We start from the raw sequence: 24,637 nt of genomic DNA, 5'->3' as shown, positions 1-24,637 counted from the left end.
CGGTGGGCGCCCGGACTCGACGCTGGTCAGGCGGGCACGTTCAGCGGCACCGGGCTCGCGCGCATCGTGTCGACGAGGTGGGCGGGCCATGCGGCGGCGATCTGCCGGTCGTTGCCGGAGCCGTCGACGTTCGCCGAGGCGAGGGTCTGACCGCCGTCCGGCAGATGCAAGAAGTCGCGGTGGGTGAACGCGCCGGTGACCTTCGCGGCCGTCCCGGTCTCGACGGCGACCCGGTGGAGCCAGACGTCGTCGGCCGCCGGGGAGAGTCGCATGAACTCGCCGTGGCGGTCGCGCAGCGCCTCGAGCATCTCGGGGGTCATCGCGTGGCCCCGGGTCCCGGTGGCGAGGTTGCGCGGGGAGGCCGGGCCGCGCTGCACCTCGGCCCAGGATGCGTACGGGGCGAGCCCGACGCCGGCGAACGTGACCTCGCGCGAGCGGTGCGCCGTGTTCGTGGTCGGGTCGGTGGCGTGTGCCGACATCAGTCGGGCGAGCCACTCGCGCGGGTACATGAGGTCGTCGTCGGCGGTGACGAGCGGGACGTCGTGGGTCCGGAGGGACTGCACGTACGGGTAGTACTTGGTGTGCGGCCGGTAGCCGGGCGTCGACCGGAGCTCGAGGCCGCGGCGGACGAGGCGGCGGAGACCCTTCGGCGGGTCGGCCACGGCGTCGGCGTCGTCGAGCCAGAGGACGAGTCGGCTCGGCAACACCGTGCCGGCCGCGATGCTCTCGATCGCCAGGTGCACGGTGGCGATGCGTCGGCCGTGGCTCGTCAGGCTCACCGCCGGGCCGTCCGCGGCGCCGAAGACGGGCGCCGCGGTGGTCAGGTTGCGCAGCGCCAGCGTCGCTGCACGCTGGAGCTTCCGACTTCTGATTCCCTGATACATCACATGACAATGGTGCCGCACGCGGTCCCGCCGCACAAGGGCCGATCCTGCGCGGTGTCCCGCGCGGCTGCCCGACGAAGCGGGTCGCGGCACGTATCCTCGCTGCGATGAACCGCCTGGGAACCGCAGTGCTCGCCGCGATCGAGGCGGTCGTGACGGTCGGCGTCGGCATCGGGATCGCCCTCGTGCCGCTGACGCTCCTGTGGGGCTTCGAGTACGGACTCCAGGTCGACTGGGACGTGTTCTGGAAGGCCACGGGGAGCGTGTGGCTCGTCGGGCACGGGGTCGACGTGTCGTTCGTGCTCGGTTCGGCGCTCGCGAAGTCGTCCGGCGTGAGCGGCGCCACCGACCCGATCCACGTGACGCTCGCGGCGCTCGGGTTCGCCCTCGTGACCGCCTGGCTCGCCGGACGTGCCGGGCGCCGGTTCGCCGAGACCGAGCACCGCACGACCGGGCTCCTCGTCGGCACCGGCGTCGTCGCCGTCCTCGGGCTCCTCGTCGCGCTGTCGTCCCGGTCCGCGGCGACCGTGCCGACGCTCTGGCAGGCGATCGTCCTCCCGGCGCTCTGGTTCGGGATCCCCGCACTCGTCACGAGCGAGGTGTGCCGACGGCGACGGGGGCTCCCGGCCGACCCGGTCACCGGGCGCGTGCTCGACCAGCTCGACCGTGTCCCGACCGCCTGGCGTGCGATCGCGGCGTTCGGCCTCCGTGCCGGCACCGCCGCGACGGCTGCGGTCGTCGCCGTCGCCGGGGTCGTCGTCGCCTTCCTCCTCTTCGCCTCCTTCGCCGAGGTCATCTCCCTGTACGAGCGGTCGCACGCCGGCGTGGTCGGCGGGATCGCCCTGACGGTCGGCCAGCTCGCGTTCCTGCCGGACTTCGTCGGCTGGGCGACGTCGTGGCTCGTCGGGCCAGGCTTCGCGATCGGGACCGGTTCCAGCGTGTCGCCGATCGGCACGACGCTCGGGCCGATCCCCGGCCTGCCGGTGTTCGGCGCGCTCCCGGCGTCCGGGCACGCGTTCGGCCTGGTCTGGGTCCTCGTGCCGGTCGTGGCCGGGTTCGCGGCCGGCGGCCTCCTGCGTCCGCGGCTCGTGCAGGCCCTCGGCAGTGCGAACTCCGCCCTGCACCGGGCGCTCGGCGGCGTCGCAGCGGGGATCGTCGCCGGTGTGCTCACCGGGCTCGTGGCGTGGCTCTCGGCGGGGTCGTTCGGCCCGGGCCGCCTGGCAGACGTCGGTCCGCACGCGCTGGTCGTCGGGGCCTTCGCGGCCCTCGAGGTCGGTGTGCCCGCCGTGGTGGCGCTCGCGGCCGGCAGCGACCTCGTCCGGATGCCCGAGCGCGGGTGGGCCCGGGAACAGTGGCACGAGACGGACGACGGCCCTGCGGACATGGACGCCGAGACCGCTGCCGACGGCTCGCTGCTCGCCGCACTCGACCGTGCCGGTGCCGGTCGGACCACCGACGTGCACCGCTTCGTGGTCGAGGAGACGCACGGCGGCACCACGGCCGACGCCGCACGCGCCGACGATGCCCAGGCCGACGGCGGCCGCGCCGACGGTGCCCACGGCGGCGACGCCCGGGGTCTGCCGGGGCGCGGCGGACCCGAGCAGGGCGATCGGGCACGCGTCGCCGCCACGCGGTACGACCGCGACGATGCGACCGTGGGCCGCGTCCCGGGCAGCGGCCCGCAGGGGTCGGGAAACGGCACCGAGGGCGGGAACGGGCCGGGGACCGGGGCCGACAGCAGCGCGCGGACCGAGCCGACCCGCACCGAGACCGAGGCGGGCGGCCCGGCGGAGTCGAGCCGCGCCTCCCGAACGGCACCCGACCCCGCACCGGACCGCGACCCGGACGCCGACGTGGCACTGCCGGACTGGGCCCGCACGGACGCCGTCGCCGCCGACCGGGTGCCCGCCGACCACGTCACCGATCGCCCGCGTGCCACCGGCCGCGGGGGAGTCGGCGCGATCCGCGACCGCCTGCGCGGAGCGGCCGACGGCGTCCGCGAGCGCGCCGGCGACCTGCGCGACCGGGTCACGGGATCCGACGTCGACCGCGAGCCGGACGAGGCCGCCACCGCCGTGCCGCGTGCGCCGGGGACGGAGCCGCAGCCCGCGTTCCCCTGGAGCACCGAGGAGTTCGTCGCGGGTCGCGACGACGTCGAGGACGTCGACGACCGTCATGGCGACCGGCACGAGGACCGGGCCAGTGCCGAGGGCGGCTCGGTGCCGTCTGCGCCGACCGTGCAGCAGCAGCGGTGGGACGCCACGGACCAGATCCCCGAGGACGAGCTGCCGTGGTGGCGCCGCCCGAAGGACGACCGGTGACCGCAGCCCGGTAGGGTTGTCCCGTGCTCGAACTGGTCGTCCTGATCTCCGGTGCCGGCTCGAACCTCCGGGCCCTGCTCGAGGCGACCCTCGACGCGGAGTACCCCGCCCGGGTCGTCGCCATCGGTGCCGACCGCGACGCCGAGGGGCTCGGTCTGGGCGAGGAGTTCTCCATCCCGACGTTCACGGTGCCGTTCTCGCGGTTCGACTCGCGCGAGGAGTGGGGCCGCGAGCTCGCCGCCCAGATCCGGCCGTGGTCGCCGGACCTGCTCGTGCTGTCGGGCCTCATGCGGCTGCTGCCGCCGGCGGTCGTCTCCGAGTTCGGCCCCGCGGTGATCAACACGCACCCCGCGTACCTGCCCGAGTTCCCGGGCGCCCACGGCGTGCGGGACGCCCTGGCCGCCGGCGTGGAGCAGACCGGTGCGAGCGTGATCCAGGTCGACGACGGCGTCGACAGCGGTCCGATCCTCGCCCAGGAGCGGGTCCCCGTGCTCCCCGGCGACTCCGAGTCGACGCTGCACGACCGGATCAAGCCGGTCGAGCGACGCCTGCTCATCCAGACCATCCTCGACATCGCCAACGGCACCACCGACCTGAAGGGCACCCCGAGCGCATGAGCGTGCACGCAGCCGACCCCAGCCTGTACCGCGACCGGGACCTCGTCCCCGTGCGGCGGGCGCTCATCTCGGTGAGCGACAAGTCCGGCCTGCTCGAGCTCGCCGGGGCCCTCGCCGACGCCGGTGTCGAGATCGTGTCGACCGGTTCGACGGCGCAGACCATCCGCGACGCCGGGTACGCCGTCACGGACGTGTCGAGCGTCACGGGCTTCCCCGAGTCGCTCGACGGCCGGGTGAAGACGCTGCACCCGTCGGTGCACGCCGGGCTCCTCGCCGACCTCCGACTCGAGTCGCACGAGCAGCAGCTCGCCGACCTCGGCATCGAGCCGTTCGAGCTCGTGGTGGTCAACCTGTACCCGTTCGTCGAGACGGTGGCCTCGGGTGCCGACACCGCGACCGTGGTCGAGAACGTCGACATCGGCGGCCCCGCGATGGTCCGCGCCTCGGCGAAGAACCACCCGAACGTCGCGATCGTCGTGTCGCCGTCGTCCTACGCCGAGGTGGTCGAGGCCGTCCGTGCCGGCGGGACCACGCTCGAGCTGCGGAAGCGCCTCGCCGCCCAGGCCTTCGCGCACACCGCCGCGTACGACACCGCGGTCGCCGGCTACTTCGCGAGCGACGTCGTGGCGGACGCCGCGGCACCGACCACGCGCGGGGACATCGAGACGCCGGGGTCGTTCGACGAGCACCTGACGGTGGACGCCGACCTCGCGGCGACGCTCCGGTACGGCGAGAACGCCCACCAGGCCGCGGCGCTGTACACGAGCGCCGGTGGCACCGGGATCGCCCAGGCGGCGCAGCTGCACGGCAAGGAGATGTCGTACAACAACTACGTCGACGCCGATGCCGCCGTCCGCGCGGCCTACGACTTCGCCGAGCCCGCCGTCGCGATCATCAAGCACGCCAACCCGTGCGGGATCGCGATCGCCCCGGCGGACGCGGCCGACCCGATCGCCGCCGCGCACGCCGCTGCGCACGCGTGCGACCCGCTCTCGGCGTTCGGCGGGGTCATCGCCGCCAACCGACCCGTCACGAAGCAGATGGCCGAGACGGTCGCCGACATCTTCACCGAGGTCGTCGTCGCGCCGGCCTTCGACCCCGAGGCGATCGAGATCCTCTCGCGGAAGAAGAACATCCGCCTGCTCACGCTGCCGACCGACTTCGCCCTCGCCCCGCGCGAGGTCAAGCAGATCTCCGGCGGGTTCCTCGTGCAGGACGCCGACCGCTTCACCGCGTTCGACCAGTCCGCGTGGACCCTCGTCGCGGGCGAATCGGCCGACGAGCAGACCCTGGCCGACCTCGCCTTCGCGTGGAAGGCGAGCCGTGCGGTGAAGTCGAACGCGATCCTCCTGGCGAACCAGGGCGCGAGCGTCGGCGTCGGCATGGGGCAGGTGAACCGGGTCGACTCGTGCCACCTCGCGGTGAACCGTGCGGGTGAGCGCGCCACCGGCAGCGTCGCGGCCTCCGACGCCTTCTTCCCCTTCGCGGACGGGCTGCAGGTGCTCCTCGACGCGGGCGTCCGTGCGGTCGCCCAGCCCGGTGGGAGCGTGCGCGACGACGAGGTCATCGCCGCGGCCACGGCTGCCGGCGTGACGATGTACTTCACGGGCGAGCGGCACTTCTTCCACTGAGTCGAACAACCGGCAACTCCGGGAAACGCTTGCGCACCACGTTCGACTGTGAATAGTCTGTAAGGCTCCGCGACAGGCACGCCGACGGCCCCAGTGTCCACGACAGACACCGGCCGGCGGCACCGCGGACACAACGGTGACGATGACGACGACTGGAGTGACGATGAACACGACGACCGGAACCGTGGCGACGGCTGCCCGTGCGGGTCTCGTGCTCTTCGTGGGGACCGCTCCCGACGCACGACCGTTCGGTGGGGCACGTGGCATCCGCCCACGTCCCGCACACGCGGCCGTCGCGCCGTACCCCCACCGGGGTGCGCCCGCCGTCACGGCACCGCTGTCCGCGTAGGGCTGCCTCCCACAGCCAGCGACGAGCCGTCGGCACCGCCCGACGACGACGAGCACGCGACGAGCCGCCGCGACACCAGCGACGACGACGAGCACGGGCCAGCGCGAGCCCACGCCTGAACCCGGGGGACGACTGTCTCCCGGTGCACTCCGACCGAACCGACGCCGCGCGCGACGCGGCGGCGGGCGACCGCGACGAGGACCGAGCACGCCCCACCGGGGTGGGCACGGCCCGGGACGCGACCGACCCGCTCGGCCGACGACCACCACGCAACGGACACCGAGCCTCCAGACCGACGGCTGCGACAGCAGCGGCCGATCCAGAGGATTTCGGCACGACGCACGAGGACGCAATCCATGTCCAAGACGCCAGACCAGGCGCGCCCGTCCACCGACCGCCCCTCGACCTTCCGCGCGATCGCGCGGATCTACCCCTACGTGAAGCCCTACCAGGGCCGGCTCATCGGCGGCATGTTCGCCGCCATGGGCGCCTCCCTGGTCGCGCTCGCGATCCCCTACGTCCTGCAGTGGCTCGTCGACGGTCCGCTGTCCTCGAAGGACTCCGCACAGATCTGGCCCGCGGGTCTCGGTGTGCTCGCGCTCGGCGTGCTCGAGGCGTTCTTCATCGCGTCCCGGCGTCGGATGGTGATGCGGCCGTCGACGCGCATCGAGACGAGCATGCGGAACGCGCTCTACGCGAAGCTGCAGGACCTGCCGGTGGCGTTCCACGACCGGTGGGAGTCCGGGCAGCTGCTGTCCCGCTCCGTGTCCGACCTGTCGCTGATCCGCCGGTGGCTGGCCTTCGGCGTCGTGCTGCTGGTCGTCAACATCGTCACGATCGTCGTCGGCTTCGTCGTGCTGTTCACCTTCGGGTGGCTGCTCGGCCTGGTGTTCCTCGTCGCGTCGATCCCGCTGTGGATCAACGGCCTGCTGTTCGAACGTCGGTACTCCGTCGTCGCGCGCCGCAGCCAGGACCAGGTCGGCGACCTCGCCACGAGCGTCGAGCAGTCGGTGCACGGCATCCGCGTGCTCAAGGCGTTCGGCCGCGGTCGCTACAAGCTCGACGAGTTCAGCGAGCAGGCCGAGGCGCTCCGCGGCACCGAGATCGAGAAGGCGAAGGCGATCGCGGGCATCTGGCTGTGGCTGCTGCTCGTGCCCGACGTCGCGTTCGCGCTCTGCCTGCTCGCCGGCATCTGGCTCGCGAGCCAGGGGGAACTGTCCGTCGGGCAGCTGTTCGCGTTCTTCGCGACGGCGACGGTGCTCCGGTTCCCGATCGAGTCGATCGGCTTCCTGCTCTCGATGACGTTCGACACGCGCACCGCGGTCGACCGCTTCTTCGAGGTCATGGACTCGGAGAACACGATCACGGACCCCGAGCACCCGGAGACGATCACGGAGCCGCACGGTGCGCTGTCGTTCAACGCCGTGCACTTCCGGTACCAGGACTCCCCGCCGCAATTCCCGGACCTCATCAACGGGGTCGACCTGCAGCTCCGACCCGGTGAGACCATGGCGCTCGTCGGGCTGACCGGCTGCGGCAAGACCACGCTGCTGTCGCTCGTGCCACGGCTGTACGACGTCACGGGCGGCTCCGTGACGATCGACGGCGTCGACATCCGCTCGCTGACCCGTGCGGAGCTGCGGCGCCACGTCGGTGTCGCGTTCGAGGACGCCACGCTGTTCTCGACGACCGTGCGCGAGAACGTGCTGCTCGGTCGCCCGGACCTGTCCGGCGACGAGGCCGAGGCCCTCATGCGCGAGGCCCTCGACATCGCCCAGGCGTCCTTCGTGGACGACCTGCCCGACGGGGTCGACACCCGTGTCGGCGAAGAGGGCCTGTCCCTCTCCGGCGGGCAGCGGCAGCGCCTGGCGCTCGCCCGTGCGATCGCGGCGCGGCCGTCGGTGCTCGTCCTCGACGACCCGCTGTCCGCGCTCGACGTCGACACCGAGGCGCGGGTCGAGGCCGGTCTCCGCCGCGTCCTCGCCGAGACCACGTCGCTCATCGTGGCGCACCGCCCGTCGACCGTGACGCTCGCCGACCGGGTGGCGCTCATGGAGAACGGCGTCGTCACGGCCGTCGGCACCCACTCGGAGCTGATGGCGAACAACGACCACTACCGCTACGTCATCTCGTCGCTCGACGACGACGACGCCACCGCACGAGAGGAGGCGATGGCATGAGCCAGCAGGAGAAGAACCTCCCGGTCGACACGTCGGCCGGTCCAGGAGGCGCGGATCCCGTCGTCGACGACATCGCCGACACGCAGGCTGCCGCGCCCGTCACCGCGTCGATCACCACGCTCGGCGTGCGCGGCGAGGAGCGCGAGGACTTCACCAAGGCGGAGAGCAGGCGCCTGCGGCGCCGCTCCCTCGCCCTGCTCGGGTCGCTCGCCGCGCCGCTCAAGGCCCGGCTCGTCGTCCTCGCCGTCGTGGTCGTGGTCTCGACCGCGGGCACGGTCGCGGGCCCGGCGCTCATCGCCTGGGGCATCGACAACGCGCTGCCGGCGGTGATGGAGCAGAACGACTGGGTGCCGGCGTTCGGCGTCGTCGCGACGTACATCGTCGTGGCGGTGCTCGGTGCCGTGCTCACGGCCTGGTACACGGTGCTGGCGGCGCGGATCAGCCAGGCGATCCTGTTCGACCTGCGCAAGCGGGTGTTCCTGCACACGCAGCGGCTCTCGCTCGAGTTCCACGAGACCTACACGTCCGGTCGGATCATCTCCCGCCAGACGAGTGACCTCGACTCGATCCGCGAGCTGCTCGACTCCGGGCTGAACCAGCTCATCCAGGGCGTGCTGTACATGGTGTTCACCGCCATCGCACTTGTGGCGCTCGACCCGACGTCCGGGCTCGTGCTCGCGGTGTCGCTCGTGCCGCTGTGGTTCCTGATCCGCTGGTTCCAGTCCAACTCGCAGACGCTGTTCCGCGCCACCCGTGTCACCTCGGCGCGCGTGATCGTGCACTTCGTCGAGACGATGACGGGCATCCGGGCGGTGCAGGCGTTCCGCAAGGAGTCCCGCAACCGCGACGAGTACGGCGGCTACGTCGAGGACTACCGGCAGGCGAACACGAAGGTGTTCAACCTGTTCGGGACCTTCGACCCGGTGCTCGTGCTCATCGGCAACGTCACGCTGGCCGCGGTCGTCGTCGTCGGTGGCTTCCGGATCGTCGGCGGGACGCTCGAGGTCGGCGCGCTGCTCGCCGTCGCGCTGTACGCCAAGCGCTTCTTCGACCCGGCCCAGGAACTCGCGATGTTCTACAACGGGTACCAGTCGGCCTCGGCCGCGATGGAGAAGATCTCGGGCGTGCTCGAGGAACGGCCGAGCGTGCCGGACCCCGCGAAGCCGGTGAAGCTGCCGGACGCCACCGGGAAGATGGACTTCGACGACGTCGTGTTCGCGTACAACAAGGGCAAGGTCGTCCTGCCCGAGTTCGACCTGCACATCCCGGCGGGGCAGACGATCGCGCTCGTCGGGTCCACCGGTGCCGGCAAGTCGACGCTCGCCAAGCTCATGGCGCGCTTCTACGACCCGTCGCAGGGTTCGGTGAAGCTCGACGGCGTGGACCTGCGGGACCTCGACACGAAGGACATGCGCCGCGCGATCGTCATGGTCACGCAGGAGGCGTACCTGTTCTCCGGCACCGTCGCGGACAACATCGCGCTCGGCAAGCCGGGGGCGTCACGGTCCGAGATCGAGTCGGCGGCGAAGGCGGTCGGCGCGCACGAGTTCATCATGGCGCTGCCCGACGGGTACGACACCGACGTGAACAAGCGCGGTGGCCGGGTGTCGGCCGGGCAGCGGCAGCTCCTGTCGTTCGCCCGGGCGTTCATCGCGGACCCGAAGGTGCTCATCCTCGACGAGGCCACGGCGTCGCTCGACATCCCGTCGGAGCGGCTCGTGCAGGAGGGGCTCGAGACGCTGCTCGCCGACCGGACCGCGGTGATCATCGCGCACCGGCTGTCGACCGTGGCGATCGCGCACCGGGTGCTCGTGATGGAGTACGGCCGGATCGTCGAGGACGGCACCCCGGACGACCTCATCGCCGGGACCGGACGGTTCGCGCAGCTGCACGCGGCCTGGCGGGACTCGCTCGTGTAGCGGCACCGTCGACCGGCGCTGTCGATCGGCATTGTCGGACGAACCACGGATCCGACGTGGAACCACGCACTCGCGCTGGTTCCACGTCGGATTCGTGGTTCCACGTGGTTGGGTTGACCCATGAGCGACGACAGCGTGCAGCCCGGCGGCGTGGCCCTGCGCGACCCCTTCTACGGGGCACCCTTCACCGAGGCCGTCCGGCGGTTCTGGCGGAAGTACACCGTGTTCACCGGGCGGGCCTCCCGTTCCGAGTTCTGGTGGTGGTGGATCACGTCGCTCGCGATCGGCCTCGTGCTGCAGCTCGTGCCGCAGGTCTTCACGCCGGACACCCCGGTGCTCGAGAACCCGGTCGGCTCCTACCTGTTCGTGCTCTGGGGGCTCGCGACGCTGATCGGGTCCCTCGCCCTCGGCGCCCGACGGCTGCACGACGCGAACCTCTCCGGCTTCTGGCAGTTCCTGCACGTGGTGGTCGGCATCGGCTCGCTCGTGCTCTTCGTCATGTGCCTGCTGCCGTCGAACCCGAAGGGCGCACGCTTCGACGCGTGACGGTGCCGCTCAGAACGGGTCGTCCGCGTCCGTGGCGGGTGACCAGCGCGCCCGACGCATGTCGATCCTCCAGGTCGTCGTCCCCTGCACGAGCGGGGTGCCCTCGGCGCGGTAGTGCTCGTGCGCCCGGGCCTCGTGGTGCACCGGGGGCAGGCCGCCGGACCGCACCACGCGCCACCACGGCAGGTCGGAGCCCTCGTGCGCCATGACCTTGCCGACGGCACGCGACGCCCGGGAGCCGAGCGCCGCGGCCACGTCGCCGTAGGTCATCACGTGACCTGCCGGGATGAGCCGGACGACCTCGGCGACGGCTGCGCCGAAGTCGTCGGGGGGAGTCTCGGTCACACCAACTGCAGGACCGCGAAGTGGTCGCCGTACTGGGTCTCGCGCACGACCTCGAACCCGACGGCGCGGAAGAACGCCTCGGGGCTGTCGTCGCCACCGGGTTCGTACACGACGGTGAGGCGCTCGAGCCCACGGTTGCGAGCCTCGTCGGCGAGGCCGTGCACCGCGAAGCGACCGACGCCGCGACCCTGGGCCGTCGCGGACACGTTGACGCGCCAGATCGCGCTGCGCAGTTCTTCCTCGGCGTTGTCCTCGTCGAAGGTGCCGATGATCATGCCGACGACCTCGTCGCCGTCGAGGACCACGCGCGTCCACGCCGAGCTCGGCTTCACGTCCGACTCCGCGACGCCGTAGGTCGTCGGCTGCACGAACTGCTCCTGCCCGGGCTTGAGCGTCAGGGAGTTCGCCGCCGCAGCGGTCGACGCGGAGAGTTCTTCGAGGCGGAGGTCCGTCATGCCGCTCAGGGTAGCCGTGCGACCCGTGTGGGGGCCAGCGGGGCGGGAGACCGATACCGCACCGTTGTGCCGACCGTGCACGATCGACCGGCGCGGTATGGTCGCGGCATGGCAGAGCATCGGCGCGGGGCGAACCTCCCGTCGATCGGCGGGTTCAACCGGACGGTGGTGCTCGACGCCGTGCGCCGCTCGCCGGACGGGCTGAGCCGCGTCGAGCTCGCGTCCCGCACGGGCCTCAGCGCGCAGACCGTGTCGAACGTCACGCGGTTCCTCATCGAGGCGGGGATGATCGCCGAGTCCGGCACGGTCGTGTCCGGTCGCGGCAAGCCCCGCACGATCCTGCGGCTCGAGGCGGGCAGCCGCTACGCCGTCGGGGTGCACGTCGACCCGGCCGTCGTGACGTACGTGCTGCTCGACCTCGCGGGCACCGTGGTCGCGTCGAGCACCACGTCGACCCCGACCGCGGACGACCCGTCCGAGGTCGTCCGGACCATCGCGACCGCGATCGACGAGCTCGTCTCGGGCGCCCGCGTCGACGTCGAGGCCGTGCTCGGGGTCGGCATCGCCAGCCCCGGACCCATCGACGTCGACGCCGGCGTGGTGCTCGACCCGCCCTTCCTGCCGCGGTGGCGCGACGTCCCGCTGCGCGACGCGCTCGCCGAGGCGACCGGGTACCCGGTGCTCCTCGAGAAGGACGTCACGGCGGCCGTGGTGGGGGAGATGTTCCTCGCCGGGGAGTCCTCCGCCCGGAACTTCGCCTTCGTGTACTTCGGCACGGGCTTCGGCGTGGGCCTCGCCGTCGACCACGAGCCCGTCCGCGGGGTCGGGTCGAACGCCGGTGACGCCGGGCACATCATGGTCGACCAGGGCTCCCTCGCCGGGACGCCGGACGGCGAGGGCACGCGGGGCGAGGTCGGAGCGGCGGTGGCACCGGACCGCCTCGTGCACATCGCGCAGGCCCGGGGGCTCGCGCTCGGCGGCGCGCCCGCGGACGTCGCCGCGGTCGACCGTGCCTGGGATGCGCTCGGCGCGGCGATCGACGCCGAGGACCCGGTCGCGGTGGGACTCGCGGCCGAGGCGGGGACGGTGATGGGCAACGCCGTCGTCCTCATCGTCAACCTGCTCGACATCGACCGCGTGGTGTTCGGCGGCCCGTTCTGGTCGCGGATCGCGAGCGCGGCCCTCCCCGCGGCGCGCGAGGCGATCGTCGGTTCGCCGCTGCTCGTGCCGAAGCACCCCGTCGTCGTGACCGAGAGCGGGCGCGGAGCGGACGTGGCCGCGGTCGGCGCGGCCTGCCTCGTCCTCGACGCGGCGCTGTCGCCGCGGGCGAGCACCCTCCTCATCCGTCGCTGACGGGGGTCGGTCGCGACACCGGTCGTTCACCTCGCCGCCACCGGCCGGATGCCCGGATGCTGAACAGTCGTGCAGGTCCCCCCCCCGAACTCCCGAGAAGGACTCTGCATGCATCCCCGTGCTCTGCGCCTCGGCGCGTCCGTCGCCGCCGCCCTCGTCGTCGCCGCCGGCGTGCTGACGACGTCGCCCGCCTCCGCTGCCGTCGGTGACGACGATCCGTCCGTGGGCGCCGCGAGCCCGAACGGACTCGTCGTGAACGAGGTCGAGTCGAACGGCGACGACACCGACTGGGTCGAACTGCGGAACACCTCGTCGGCGGCGATCGACCTGTCCGGGTACGCGTTCCTCGACGACGACAGCTCGCACGAGGCGTACGTCCTGCCCGCCGGTTCGACCATCGCCGCCGGCGGGTACTTCGTCATCGACCAGGTGTCGGCGACCGCTCCCGGCTTCGACTTCGGGCTCGGCGGCGCCGACACCGCCAGGGTGTACGACCCGGCGGGCGAGCTCGTGCTGCGGTACTCGTGGACGGCGCACGCCGCGGTGACGTACGGGCGCTGCCCGGACGGGACCGGCGCGCTCGTGGACACCACGGCATCGACGAAGGGTGCGGCGAACGACTGCTCCTCGCCGGTGCGCATCAACGAGGTGGAGTCCGACGGTGGGACCCCGGGCGACTGGGTCGAGCTGACGAACGTCGGGACGACCACGGTCGACCTCGGCGGGTACGTGTTCCGGGACAGCGACGACACGCACGCGTACACGATCCCGAACGGGACGACCGTCGCACCGGGTGGCTTCACCGTCCTCGACGAGCAGGACTTCGGGTTCGGGCTGGGCAAGGCGGACTCGGCGCGGGTCTTCGATCCTCGTGGCGACGTCGTCGACTCGTACACGTGGACCGCGCACGCCGCGACGACGTACGGCCGGAACCCGGACGGCACCGGCGCGTTCGCGGAGACCTCGGCACCGACCAAGGGCACCGCGAACCGGTTCGCCGGGGTCGTCACCGCCGAGGCGTGGCCCGGTGGTCCGGACGAGCGGGTGCTCGACGACGAGGACACCTTCACCGGTGACCTGAGCGGCATCGACTGGACGACCTCGGGTTCGACGTCGGGTTCGGCCGCCGGGCGGCTCTGGGCCGTGCAGAACGGGGACGGGCTGCTCTACCACCTCGTGTCCGACGGCGAGGGCGGTTGGGCGCCCTCGAACGAAGCCGGTACGGAACTGCACTACGCCGACGGCTCCGGCACCCCGGATGCCGAGGGCGTCACCGTCACGTCCGACGACCCCGGCGCGGTCTACGTCTCGACCGAGCGGAACAACGACGTGTCGTCCACGAGCCTCCCGGCCGTCCTGCGCTTCGCCACGTCCGACGGCTCCCAGTCGACGCTGGACGCCACCGACGAGTGGAACCTCGCGGCGGACTTCGCCGGGCTCGGCGCGAACGCGGGACTCGAGGGCGTCACCTGGGTCCCGGACTCCTGGCTCACCGCGCACGGCTTCGCGGACGAGCACACCGGCGCCGCGTACACGCCGGCGACCTACACCGGACACGGCGACGGGCTGTTCTTCGTCGGCGTCGAGGGCACGGCCAGCGTGTACGCGTACGCCCTGATGTCCGACGGTGCCTTCCAGCGGGTGGCCACGATCGCGACGCCGTTCTCCGTCGTCGCGGACGTCCAGTTCGACCCGACGCTGGACGCGCTCTGGGTGGTCTGCGACGACGCGTGCTCGGGCCGGACGGCGCTGTACGAGGTGGCCGACGGGGCCTTCGCGGCGACGACCGTGTACGAGGCGCCGTCGAACGCCGACCGGACGCTGGCGAACGAGGGCTTCGCGATCTCGGGTGTCTGCACGGGTGGCTCGCGGGCGACGTTCTACGCCGACGACAACGACACGGACGGGTTCTCGCTCCGGACGGGCACCTACCCGTGCGACTCGTCGACGCCGGGCGATGGTGGGACGCCGGGCGACGGTGGGACGCCGGGCGACGGCGGCACGCCGGGCGACGGTGGCACGACGCCGACGCCGACGCCGACGCCGACGCCGGGTGGTGGGTCGACGCCCGCGCCGGGTGGCACCGCGCCCGGTGGCTCCACCCCCGGAGCGGGCGCCTCGCCCTCGGGAGCGCCCGCCGCACCGTCCGAGTCGTCCCTGACCGAGGCGAACCGCGGCACGCTCACCGCCCCGGCCACGGCGCGCCCCGGCGAGACGATCACGATCGGCGTCGGCACCCGGTACGCCGGGCAGGAGGTGCACGTCTGGATGTTCTCCACGCCGACGCTGCTCGGGACCGCCACGGTCGCGGCGGACGGCACGGTCACGGCGACCATCCCGGCCGACGCTCCCGCGGGCGAACACCGCATCGTGGTGACCGCCGAGGACGGCACGGTGCTGGGCTGGACCACGATCACGATCGACCCCGTGACCGGCGCGCTGGCGTTCACGGGTGCCGAGGGGCTCGGGGTCGGCGCCGTGGCGGCGTTCCTGCTCCTGGCTGCCGGTGCGGGCGTTCTCGTGGTCCGTCGGCGCCGGGGGACCCCCGCCTCGGAGTGATCCGGTGAGCAGGAATGGTCGGGTTCGTGGTGCGGACCCGACCATTCCTGCTCACGAACGCGCGCCCGCGGGCCCCGGCGCCCGCGGGCCACGCGCCCGCGATCGGCCCGCGAGCCCCGACGCCCGCGGCGGTACGGTCGCAGGGTGCACAACGAGATCCTCCGGTACACCGCCTTCGCCGCCGAGCCGGGCGGCGGCAACCCCGCCGGCATCGTGCTCGACGCGGCCGACCTCTCCGACGACGAGATGCTCGCGATCGCGCAGGAGGTCGGGTACCCCGAGACCGCCTTCGTCACCGGGCAGACCGCCACGGGCCCGCGCCTGCGGTACTTCTCGCCGGCGGCCGAGGTCCCGTTCTGCGGCCACGCCACGATCGCCACGGCCGTGGTGCTCGCCGAGCGCGAGGGCCTCGGGCGCCGGGTGTTCACGACCGCCGCGGGGGAGATCGCCCTCGACGCCACGACCGCTCCGGACGGCAGCGTGCAGGTCGCGATGACGAGCGTCCAGCCGGCGTCCCGGCCGCTCGACCCCGACCTCCGCGACCGCCTGTTCGCCCTGCTCGGCCTGACGGTCGACGACGTCGCGGCGGGCTTCCCGGTGCTCGAGTCCTTCGCCGGCAACTGGCACCCGGTCGTCGTGCTCGCCGACGTCGAGCTGTTCCACCAGTTCCGCTTCGCCCCGGAGCCCCTCGCGGCCCTGAAGCGAGATGCCGGCTGGGCGGGGACGGTCACGGTCCTGCACCGCACCGACGCGCTGGAGTACGAGGCGCGCAACCTCTTCCCGGCCGGCCGGATCACCGAGGACCCGGCGACCGGTTCGGCGGCGGCGTCGACCGGCGCGTACCTGCGCGAGATCGGGGCCGTGCAGCCCGGCGACCGCGTGGTGATCCGGCAGGGACGCCACGTCGGACGGCCGAGCGTGCTGCTCGTCGACGTCCCGGCGACCGGCGGCATCACGGTCACGGGCGGTGCCACTCCGGTCTGAGCCGTCCGCGAGCGTGACCGAATCGACACGCCACAGCTCTTGACACGGATAAGTCAATACGGTGGAGTAATCCTGCGCGCGGGTGACGGAGCCCGCGAACATCCCGTGCAAAGGAGCACCGATGAAACGCCGCACCCGAATCATCGCCGGACTCGCAGCCGTGGCAGTCGCCGCGGTCGGTCTGGCTGGTTGTTCCAGCTCAGGCTCCGCCTCGAGCGACACCATCAAGATCGCGTACCAGAAGTTCGGTGCCTTCCAGCAGCTCGACGCCCAGATGAAGGTCGTCAAGAAGGAGTACGAGAAGGAGAACCCGGGCAAGAAGGTCACGCTCGTCCCCATCCAGGCCCAGGGCAACGACTACTACACGAAGCTCGCGCTCATGAACAAGGCGCCGGCGACCGCGCCGGACGTCATGTACGAGGACACCTTCCTCATCAAGGCCGATGCCGAGGCGGGCTACCTCCTGCCGCTCGACAAGTACACGGCGAAGTGGGAGGACTGGAGCCAGTTCTACGACAACGCCAAGCAGGCCGGGCAGGGCGACGACGGCAAGATCTACGGCGTCCCGATGGGCACCGACACCCGGGCCCTCTGGTACAACAAGGACATCTTCAAGGAGGTCGGCCTGCCGGTCCCGTGGCAGCCCAAGACCTGGGACGACGTGCTCGCGGCCGCGAAGACGATCAAGGACAAGAAGCCCGACATCATCCCGTTCAACATCTACTCGGGCAAGGCGCAGGGCGAGGCCTCGACGATGCAGGGCTTCGAGATGCTCCTGTACGGCGCGGACGGCTCCGGCAACACGCTCTACAAGGACAAGAAGTGGGTCACCGGCTCGAAGCAGTTCGAGGACTCGCTGCAGTTCATCAAGGACGTCTACCAGGGTGACCTCGGACCCACGCCGCAGCAGGCGCTCGACACGAACGTCGGGACGACCATCGCCCAGACGTGGCTCCCGCAGGGCAAGCTCGCCATCGACCTCGACGGGTCCTGGCAGTCCGGCACGTGGCTGAAGTCCGGCACGGCTCCGTGGGCAGAGTGGAACGACGTGATGGGCCAGGCGCCGATGCCGACCCAGAACGGCCAGGAGCCCGGCTACAACTCGATGTCCGGTGGCTGGACCCTCGCGGTCGGCAAGAACTCGAAGAACCCCCAGGCCGCGTTCGACTTCATCGCGAAGTTCCTCGACAAGGACGGGTCGCTCAAGTACGACAGCGAGAACAGCCAGATCGCCGTCCGCAAGGACGTCGCCGAGGACACCGCCTACACGGACGCGAACCCCACGTTCAAGTTCTTCTCCGGGCTCGTCGAGCACACCAACTTCCGCCCGGCGACGAGTGACTACTCGCAGGTGTCCAACGCGATCCAGGTCGCGATGGAGGCGGTGATGACGGGGCAGCAGACGCCGAAGCAGGCGGCCGCCGCCTACGACAAGGCCGTCGAACAGGTGGTCGGCAAGGAGAACACGGTCTCCGGCTGATCGCTGCGGTGACCACCTGACGGACTGGAGGCGCGGCTCGCGTCGTGCGCCGCGCCTCCCGTCCGACCCCACCCACCTTCGGAACCCCTCTCCGCACCCGGAAGGCAACCACCGTGTCCAGCACTCCCCTCGCGCCGACGCTGTCGGCGCCCGGTGCGCCGAAGCGCACCGATCCGCCGGTCCCGCGCAAGCGGAAGCCGCTGCGGAACGTGGGACGAGCGGTCCCGCTCCTCCCCGCCGTCGTCCTCCTCGTCATCTTCCTGCTCGGCCCCGTCATCTCGTCGTTCTACGGGTCGTTCACCAACTCCGCGCTGACCGGGGTCGGCGCCGCCGACCAGCAGTTCGTCGGCTTCCAGAACTACGTCGAGCTGTTCCAGGACCCGGACTTCCCGAAGTCCGTCATCCTCACCATCGTGTTCCTGCTCGCGTCCGCGGTCGTGGGCCAGAACGTGCTCGGGCTCGGGCTCGCCCTGCTCATGCGCTCGGCGAACAAGGCCGTCCGCGCGATCGTGGGCACGTTCGTCGTCGCCGCGTGGGTCCTGCCCGAGATCGTCGCCTCGTTCGCCGCGTACGCGTTCTTCAACGACGAGGGCACACTCAACGAGTTCCTGCGGTCGATCGGGATCAGCGGCCCGAACTGGCTCTACACGTACCCGATGCTCGCCGTCATCCTGGCGAACATCTGGCGCGGTACGGCCTTCTCGATGCTCGTCTACTCCGCCGCCGTGCAGGAGGTCCCCGAGGAGATCACCGAGTCCGCCGAGGTGGACGGAGCCGCCGGCTGGCAGCGCCTCGTCTACATCACCCTGCCGGTCATCCGCCGGTCGATCTCGACGAACCTCATGCTGACGACGCTGCAGACGCTGTCGGTCTTCACGCTGATCTTCGTCATGACCGGCGGCGGTCCCGGGACCAACTCGTCGACGCTGCCGATCCTCGCCTACCAAGAGGCGTTCAAGTTCTCGCAGCTCGGCTTCGGGACGGCGATCGCGACGATCCTGCTCGTGGTCGGCGCGGTCTTCTCGATCATCTACATCAAGGCACTGAAGCCGGAGGTGGACTGATGGCCATCACTGCCCCGTCCCTCGACCAGACCACCACCCGTTCGGTGACCGCCCCGGGCTCGCTGCACATGACCTCCCCGCGGGGTCGGACGATGCGCTGGGTGTCGAACGTCGTGCTGCTCGTCATCGCGGTGTGCTTCGCGGTCCCGCTGCTCTGGCTCGTCCTCGCCTCGGTCGACACCCAGGCGTCGCTGTCCGTGAAGATGCCGACGCAGTTCACGCTCGACAACTTCACGAAGGTGCTCACGCCGGAGCTGTCGTTCATCCCGCTCGCGAACAGCCTGCTGCTCTCCGGCGGTACCGCGGTCGTCACCGTGGTGTTCGCGCTGCTCGCCGCCTACCCGCTGTCCCGCTACAAGATGCGGGTCAACAAGCCGTTCCTGTACACCATCCTGTTCGGGACCGGTCTGCCGATCACCGCCATGATGGTGCCGGTCTACGCGCTGTTCGTGTCGCTCAACCTCATCGACAACGTGTGGGGCTGCATCTTCTTCCTCGCCGCCACCTCGCTGCCGATGGCGATCTGGATGGCGAAGAACTTCATGGACTCGGTCCCGGTGTCACTCGAGGAAGCGGCGTGGACCGACGGTGCCTCGATGATGACGACCCTGACCCGCATCGTGATCCCGCTCATGCGCCCGGGGATCGCCGTGGTGTTCATCTTCGTGTTCATCCAGGCCTGGGGGAACTTCTTCGTCCCCTTCGTCCTGCTCCTCTCGCCCGACAAGGTGCCCGCCGCGGTGAGCATCTTCAACTTCTTCGGGCAGAACGGGGCGGTCGCGTACGGACAGCTCGCCGCGTTCTCGATCGTGTACTCCGTGCCCGTCATAGCCCTCTACGTGCTCGTGTCCCGGGGCCTCGGCGGCGGCAACGCCCTCGCCGGCGGCATCAAGGGCTGACACCCGTCCCTGCTGGAAAGGAACCACCTCCATGCACCACGACGAACCCCTCGTCGAAGCCCGCATCGCCCGGCTCGTCCGGGACCGCATCGACCCCGCCGTCCTGCGCCGGTCCGCGCCGGTGGAGATCGCCGCCTGGACCGTGCCGGACGAACCGGTCCCGTTCGACGTCGCGGTGGCTGCCGACTACGAGCCGTTCACGGTGGGCGGCTCCTGGGGCGGCCGACCGTGGGGGACCACCTGGTTCCGGATCCGCGGCACCGTGCCCGAGGACTTCGGGACGGCGCCGGGCACCACGGCGGAGCTCCGGGTCGACCTCGGCTTCACGAAGCGCCACCCCGGGTTCCAGGCCGAGGGACTCGCGTGGCGGCCGGACGGCACGACCGTCAAGGGCATCGAGCCGAAGAACGACACCGTCCCGCTCGAGGTCGGTCCAGGGGAGTCCTTCGAGCTCTACGTCGAGGCCGCGGCGAACCCGGACATCGGCGGCGACTCGTTCCAGGGGGCGACCCCGCTCGGGTCGCGCTCCACGGCCGGGACGAAGCCGATCTACAAGGTGAAGGCGCTCGAGATCGTCGAGCGGGACGACACCGTGTGGGAGCTCCAGCAGGACTTCTGGGTCCTCCGGGGCCTGATGGCCGAGCTGCCCACCGACGGCACCCGCGGCGCGGACGTCCTGCGCGTGCTCGAACGCGCCGCCGACGCCCTCGACCCGGACGACGTCGCCGGGACGGCCGCCGACGCACGGGCGGTCCTCGCGCCCGTCCTCGCCGTGCCGGCCAGCGCCGCCGCGCACCGGGCGATCGCCGTCGGCCACGCGCACATCGACTCGGCGTGGCTCTGGCCGGTGCGCGAGACCGTCCGGAAGTGCGCCCGCACCTTCTCGAACGTGCTCGACCTGATGGACCGCGACCCCGACTTCACGTTCGCCTGCTCCTCGGCGCAGCAGTACGCCTGGATCCGGGACGGCTACCCGTCCATCTGGGCCCGCATCAAGCAACGGGTCGCCGAGGGCCGGTGGATCCCGGTCGGCGGCATGTGGGTCGAGTCGGACACGAACCTCCCCGGTGGCGAGGCGCTCGCGCGGCAGTTCGTCGCCGGCAAGCGGTTCTTCCTCGAGGAGTTCGGCATCGACACCCCCGAGGCGTGGCTCCCGGACTCGTTCGGGTACTCCGGAGCCCTGCCGCAGATCGTCCGCGCCGCCGGCTCGAAGTGGTTCGTCACGCAGAAGCCCTCGTGGAACGAGACGAACGTCATCCCGCACACCTCGTTCCACTGGGAGGGCATCGACGGCTCCCGGGTCCTCACGCACCTGCCCCCGGCGGACACCTACAACTCGGACGTCTCCCCCGCCGACCTGCACCGCGGCGAACGGCAGAACAAGGAGCGCGGTGTCGCGAACACCTCGATGCTGCTCTACGGCTTCGGCGACGGCGGCGGCGGACCCACCCGCGAGATGGTCGCCGCCGCCCGACGCCAGCACGACCTGGACGGGTCTCCCCGGGTCGACCTCGGCACCCCGGCGCAGGTCTTCGAGGAGATCGAGGCCGCACTGCCGACGCCGGCGGTGTGGTCGGGCGAGATGTACCTCGAGTTCCACCGCGGCACGTACACGTCCCAGATCCGCACGAAGCAGGGCAACCGGCGCTCCGAGCACCTGCTCCGCGAGGCCGAGCTCTGGGCGTCCACCGCTGCCGTGCGACTCGGGCTCGACTACCCGTACGAGGAGCTCGAGCAGGCCTGGCACACCGTGCTCCTGCAGCAGTTCCACGACATCCTGCCCGGCTCCTCGATCGCCTGGGTCTACGAGAACGCCGAGGCGAACTACGCCGAGGTCGCCCGGGTGCTCGAGGGCCTGATCGGCAACGCCACGACGGCGCTCGCGAACGGCGGTGCCGCGGCGCTCGCCGGGGTCGGGGCGTCGTCCACCGCCCGGTCCGGCGGTGGCAGCGCCCTGCTGGACGCGCCGTCGGGGGCGGACGCCGCCGGCGGCAGCGGCTCGACCGGGAACGTCGTGCGCTTCAACGCCTCGCCGGTCGCGGCGGGAGACGCAACCGCCCTGGGTGGTTCGCTCGGCGACGAACCGCGAGCCGTGCCTCCCGTCCGGAACGGCGACCGCTTCGTGTTCGACACCGGCGTCGTCACGGCGACCATCGACGCGGCCGGTCACGTCGTGTCGCTCGTCGACCACGCGTCCGGACGCGACGCCGTCGCCCCAGGTGCGGCCGCCGCGGAGTACACCGTGTTCCGCGACACCCCGAACCAGTGGGAGGCGTGGGACATCGACCGCGCCTACCAGCGCAGCGGCACGGTGCTGGAGGCGTCCTCGGTCGAGGTGTCCGGCGACGAACTCGTCGTCCAGCGGTCCTTCGGGTCGTCGTCGATCAGCACCCGGTACTCCGCCGTCGCCGGCCAGTCCGAGCTGACGATCGTGACCGAGGTCGACTGGCACGAGCGCCAGAAGCTCCTCAAGCTCGCGTTCCCCCTCGACGTCCGCGCGGCGTCGGCGTCGAGCGAGATCCAGTTCGGCCACATCGACCGCCCGACCCACCAGAACACCTCGTGGGACATGGCCCGCTTCGAGACGAGCGCCCACCGCTGGGTGCACGTCGCCGAGCCGGGGTTCGGCGTCGCCGTCGCCAACGACTCCACCTACGGACACGACATCACCCGGAGCACCCGGGCCGACGGCGGCACCACGACGCTCGTCCGGGAGTCGCTGCTGCGGGCCCCGACGTTCCCGGACCCGCACGCCGACCAGGGGCACCACGTGTTCCGGACGGTGCTGCGGGTGGGCGCCTCGGTGCTCGACGCCGCCGATGCCGGGTACCGGCTCAACCTGCCGGTGCGCACGGTGGAGGGGACGACCACGGTCGACCCGCTCGTCACGGTGTCGTCGCCGCAGGTGTTCGTCGAGGCGGTGAAGCTCGCCGAGGACCGCTCCGGCGACGTCGTCGTGCGGCTCTACGAGGCGTCGGGCGGTCGCGCGGCCGACGTCGGCGTCGACTTCGGGTTCGACGTCGCCGGGGTGGCGGCGGTGGACCTGCTGGAACGCCCGCTGGGGGACTCGTGGGAGTCGGGGGAGCCGGTCGTGCTCACGCTCCGGCCCTTCGAGATCGTGACCCTCCGGGTGCGTCGGGCCTGAGGCAGCGGGCTCGCGCGCGAAGGACCGCGGCGCCGGACGGGACACGGGTGCGTTCCGTCCGGCGCCGTGCTGCGTCCGGGAGGCGCGGGTCGCCTCAGTGCGTCGAGGAGCGCAGGGACTCGACGGCCTTGTCGATGCGGCGCTGCCGGGTCTCCGGGGACTTCGCCTGCACCACCGGGTCGGCGAGGGCCCGCTGCCGCGAGTTCGACAGCGTGTCGAAGGCCGCACGGACCCCGGCCTCCTGCAGCGCCGATGCGAGGTCCTCCGGCAGGTCGACGACGCGGGGCAGCGTGTCGACCTCGATCGTGACCTCGACGGTGTCGCCGGCCGCGAGCCCGGAGGCGGCACGGTGCTCCGCCGACAGCGGGACGAGGGACTGCTCGTTCATCACGCCGATCGACGACCGGTACGTGTAGGCGCCGTTCAGGGTGACGACCACGGGCGGGCGGCGCCCCGCGCCCAGCGCGTCGACCACGTCGGACGGGACCGGCAGGCCGGTGGCCGTCTTCCGCGCCTGCAGGACGGTCGTCGTGAACTGCATCCGTGCCTCCTGGACTGGACCGGGCTGGACGGGCCGGCCCGATGCGGGCCGACGCCGGTGCCGGCGCCTGTGCCGACAAGCGAAACCGTACAGGCGAACCCGCTGTTCCGCCGCCGTTCACCGCCGCAGCACTGGCCGGAAACCGGACGCGTCCACGATCGTCCAGGACCCGGACCCCGGTCCACCCCGACGCACCACAGCACCCGAAAGGCACACCCCGTGCAGCACAAGCGCACCCTCGCCGGCATCGCCCTGGCCGCCGCCGCCATCGTCACCCTCGCCGGCTGCTCGGCCACGAGCTCCGCCAGCACGACCAAGGACGACACCGACTGGAAGACCGCCACGAGCGCCGAGTCCGCCGGTGGCATGGACGCCCTCGTGAAGGCCGCCAAGGCGGAGGGGCAGCTCAACGTCATCGCGCTGCCGCCGTCGTGGGCCAACTACGGCAAGATCATCGACGGCTTCACCAAGAAGTACGGCATCAAGATCACCTCCGCGAACCCGAACGGCTCGAGCGCCGACGAGGTCGCCGCGGTGAAGTCGCAGAAGGGCCAGTCGACGGCACCGGACGTGCTCGACCTCGGCAACGCCGTGCTGCAGCAGAACCTCGACCTGCTGACCGACTACAAGGTCGCGAACTGGAGCGACATCCCCTCGGACCTGAAGGACTCCGACGGCGCCTGGACCCGCGACTACACGGGCCTGATGTCGATCGGCTACGACTCGTCGAAGATCACGGACGCCCCGAAGGACCTGGACGACCTGCTCGGCTCCGAGTACAAGGGCAAGGTCTCGATCGCGGGCGACCCGACCCAGGCGAACCAGGCCGCGTCGGCGGTGTACCTCGCGGCGCTCGAGAACGGCGGCTCGGCCGACGACATCACGAAGGGCGTCGACTACTTCGGCAAGCTGAAGCAGGCGGGCAACTTCCAGAACGTGCTGCCGTCGCAGGCGACCGTCGCCTCGGGTGAGACGCCCGTCGTGATCCAGTGGTCCTACAACAACCTCGCGTGGGGCCCGGCGGCCGGCGCGAGCGGGAACAAGAACTGGAAGACCGTCGTCCCCGAGGGCCAGGCCCTCGGCTCGTACTACTCGCAGGCGATCAACAAGGACGCCCCGCACCCCGCGGCTGCGCGCCTCTGGCAGGAGTACATCGCCAGCCCGGACGTGCAGAACCTGTACCTCCAGGCCGGCGCCTTCCCGTCCACCCTCGCCGCGCTCGAGAAGTCGGGCAAGGTCGACCAGGACGCCCTCGACGCCGCCGGTGGCGCGCCGAAGGACTACGTCGAGCTGACCGACGAGCAGGTCACCGCCGCGGCGAAGGTGCTGTCGGCGAAGTGGGCCTCGACGATGGGCTCCTGAGCA

At 71.7% G+C, this 24,637-nt stretch carries 19 protein-coding genes; 15 read left to right on the top strand and 4 right to left on the bottom strand.

Going from position 1 to position 24,637, the window contains the following annotated elements; translation table 11 throughout:
• Positions 1 to 26: 26 nt before the first annotated feature.
• Complete coding sequence (locus BM028_RS05675) at positions 27 to 884, bottom strand: glycosyltransferase family 2 protein (RefSeq protein ID WP_139219755.1); 858 nt, start codon at positions 882 to 884, stop codon at positions 27 to 29.
• A gap of 107 nt (positions 885 to 991) precedes the next feature.
• Between BM028_RS05675 and BM028_RS05670 the strand changes: the two genes are divergently transcribed.
• From BM028_RS05670 to BM028_RS05640, 7 genes are all read left to right on the top strand, one after another.
• A complete protein-coding gene (locus BM028_RS05670) occupies positions 992 to 3,205 on the top strand; it encodes a cell division protein PerM (protein WP_092385194.1) in 2,214 nt (737 codons plus the stop codon).
• 23 nt (positions 3,206 to 3,228) lie between these two features.
• Entirely contained in the window at positions 3,229 to 3,822 is a 594-nt protein-coding gene (gene purN / locus BM028_RS05665) for a phosphoribosylglycinamide formyltransferase (protein ID WP_070417751.1), read from the top strand.
• Entirely contained in the window at positions 3,819 to 5,453 is a 1,635-nt protein-coding gene (gene purH, locus BM028_RS05660) for a bifunctional phosphoribosylaminoimidazolecarboxamide formyltransferase/IMP cyclohydrolase (RefSeq protein ID WP_092385192.1), read from the top strand. The genes purN and purH overlap by 4 nt, the downstream gene beginning before the upstream one ends.
• Positions 5,454 to 5,595: 142 nt before the next feature.
• Positions 5,596 to 5,802, top strand: a complete 207-nt coding sequence (locus BM028_RS05655) for a hypothetical protein (protein ID WP_139199214.1) — start codon at positions 5,596 to 5,598, stop codon at positions 5,800 to 5,802.
• A 356-nt stretch (positions 5,803 to 6,158) separates the two neighbouring features.
• Positions 6,159 to 7,982: an ABC transporter ATP-binding protein gene (locus tag BM028_RS05650; RefSeq protein WP_092385190.1), complete on the top strand. Its 1,824-nt coding sequence runs from the start codon at positions 6,159 to 6,161 to the stop codon at positions 7,980 to 7,982.
• 110 nt (positions 7,983 to 8,092) lie between these two features.
• Positions 8,093 to 9,901: an ABC transporter ATP-binding protein gene (locus BM028_RS05645; RefSeq protein ID WP_092385788.1), complete on the top strand. Its 1,809-nt coding sequence runs from the start codon at positions 8,093 to 8,095 to the stop codon at positions 9,899 to 9,901.
• A 120-nt stretch (positions 9,902 to 10,021) separates the two neighbouring features.
• A complete protein-coding gene (locus BM028_RS05640; RefSeq protein ID WP_070417755.1) occupies positions 10,022 to 10,447 on the top strand; it encodes a DUF805 domain-containing protein in 426 nt (141 codons plus the stop codon).
• 9 nt (positions 10,448 to 10,456) lie between these two features.
• Here the strand turns inward: BM028_RS05640 and BM028_RS05635 are convergent, their stop codons facing one another.
• Positions 10,457 to 10,792: an MGMT family protein gene (locus BM028_RS05635; protein WP_092385188.1), complete on the bottom strand. Its 336-nt coding sequence runs from the start codon at positions 10,790 to 10,792 to the stop codon at positions 10,457 to 10,459.
• The gene (locus tag BM028_RS05630; protein ID WP_070417757.1) at positions 10,789 to 11,247 is read right to left on the bottom strand and encodes a GNAT family N-acetyltransferase; all 459 of its coding nucleotides are present in this window, start codon (positions 11,245 to 11,247) and stop codon (positions 10,789 to 10,791) included. Before BM028_RS05630 ends, BM028_RS05635 begins: the two co-directional genes overlap by 4 nt.
• A gap of 108 nt (positions 11,248 to 11,355) precedes the next feature.
• Here BM028_RS05630 and BM028_RS05625 point away from each other — a divergent pair, with 108 nt between their 5' ends.
• From BM028_RS05625 to BM028_RS05595, 7 genes are all read left to right on the top strand, one after another.
• Positions 11,356 to 12,600, top strand: coding sequence for an ROK family transcriptional regulator (locus BM028_RS05625; protein ID WP_070417759.1), 1,245 nt, complete (start codon positions 11,356 to 11,358; stop codon positions 12,598 to 12,600).
• A gap of 108 nt (positions 12,601 to 12,708) precedes the next feature.
• Complete coding sequence (locus BM028_RS05620; protein WP_092385186.1) at positions 12,709 to 15,159, top strand: lamin tail domain-containing protein; 2,451 nt, start codon at positions 12,709 to 12,711, stop codon at positions 15,157 to 15,159.
• 144 nt (positions 15,160 to 15,303) lie between these two features.
• Complete coding sequence (locus BM028_RS05615; RefSeq protein ID WP_092385184.1) at positions 15,304 to 16,143, top strand: PhzF family phenazine biosynthesis protein; 840 nt, start codon at positions 15,304 to 15,306, stop codon at positions 16,141 to 16,143.
• Positions 16,144 to 16,264: 121 nt separating this feature from the next.
• Positions 16,265 to 17,623 (top strand): extracellular solute-binding protein, encoded by a 1,359-nt coding sequence (locus BM028_RS05610; protein ID WP_092385182.1) that lies wholly within the window; start codon positions 16,265 to 16,267, stop codon positions 17,621 to 17,623.
• Positions 17,624 to 17,736: 113 nt separating this feature from the next.
• A complete protein-coding gene (locus BM028_RS05605; RefSeq protein ID WP_083295172.1) occupies positions 17,737 to 18,687 on the top strand; it encodes a carbohydrate ABC transporter permease in 951 nt (316 codons plus the stop codon).
• Positions 18,688 to 18,755: 68 nt separating this feature from the next.
• Positions 18,756 to 19,586, top strand: coding sequence for a carbohydrate ABC transporter permease (locus BM028_RS05600; RefSeq protein ID WP_175496024.1), 831 nt, complete (start codon positions 18,756 to 18,758; stop codon positions 19,584 to 19,586).
• Between the two features lie 31 nt (positions 19,587 to 19,617).
• A complete protein-coding gene (locus tag BM028_RS05595) occupies positions 19,618 to 22,731 on the top strand; it encodes an alpha-mannosidase (protein ID WP_092385180.1) in 3,114 nt (1,037 codons plus the stop codon).
• A gap of 94 nt (positions 22,732 to 22,825) precedes the next feature.
• On the opposite strand, the gene BM028_RS05590 is transcribed toward BM028_RS05595, so the two are convergent.
• The gene (locus BM028_RS05590; protein WP_071294752.1) at positions 22,826 to 23,272 is read right to left on the bottom strand and encodes a YdeI/OmpD-associated family protein; all 447 of its coding nucleotides are present in this window, start codon (positions 23,270 to 23,272) and stop codon (positions 22,826 to 22,828) included.
• A gap of 219 nt (positions 23,273 to 23,491) precedes the next feature.
• Between BM028_RS05590 and BM028_RS05585 the strand changes: the two genes are divergently transcribed.
• Positions 23,492 to 24,634, top strand: coding sequence for an ABC transporter substrate-binding protein (locus BM028_RS05585; RefSeq protein WP_071294751.1), 1,143 nt, complete (start codon positions 23,492 to 23,494; stop codon positions 24,632 to 24,634).
• Positions 24,635 to 24,637: the final 3 nt, after the last annotated feature.

Origin of the sequence: Curtobacterium sp. YR515 (genome assembly GCF_900113095.1) — a bacterium.
Lineage (GTDB): Bacteria > Actinomycetota > Actinomycetes > Actinomycetales > Microbacteriaceae > Curtobacterium.
This window is presented reverse-complemented; position numbering and strand designations above follow the sequence as displayed.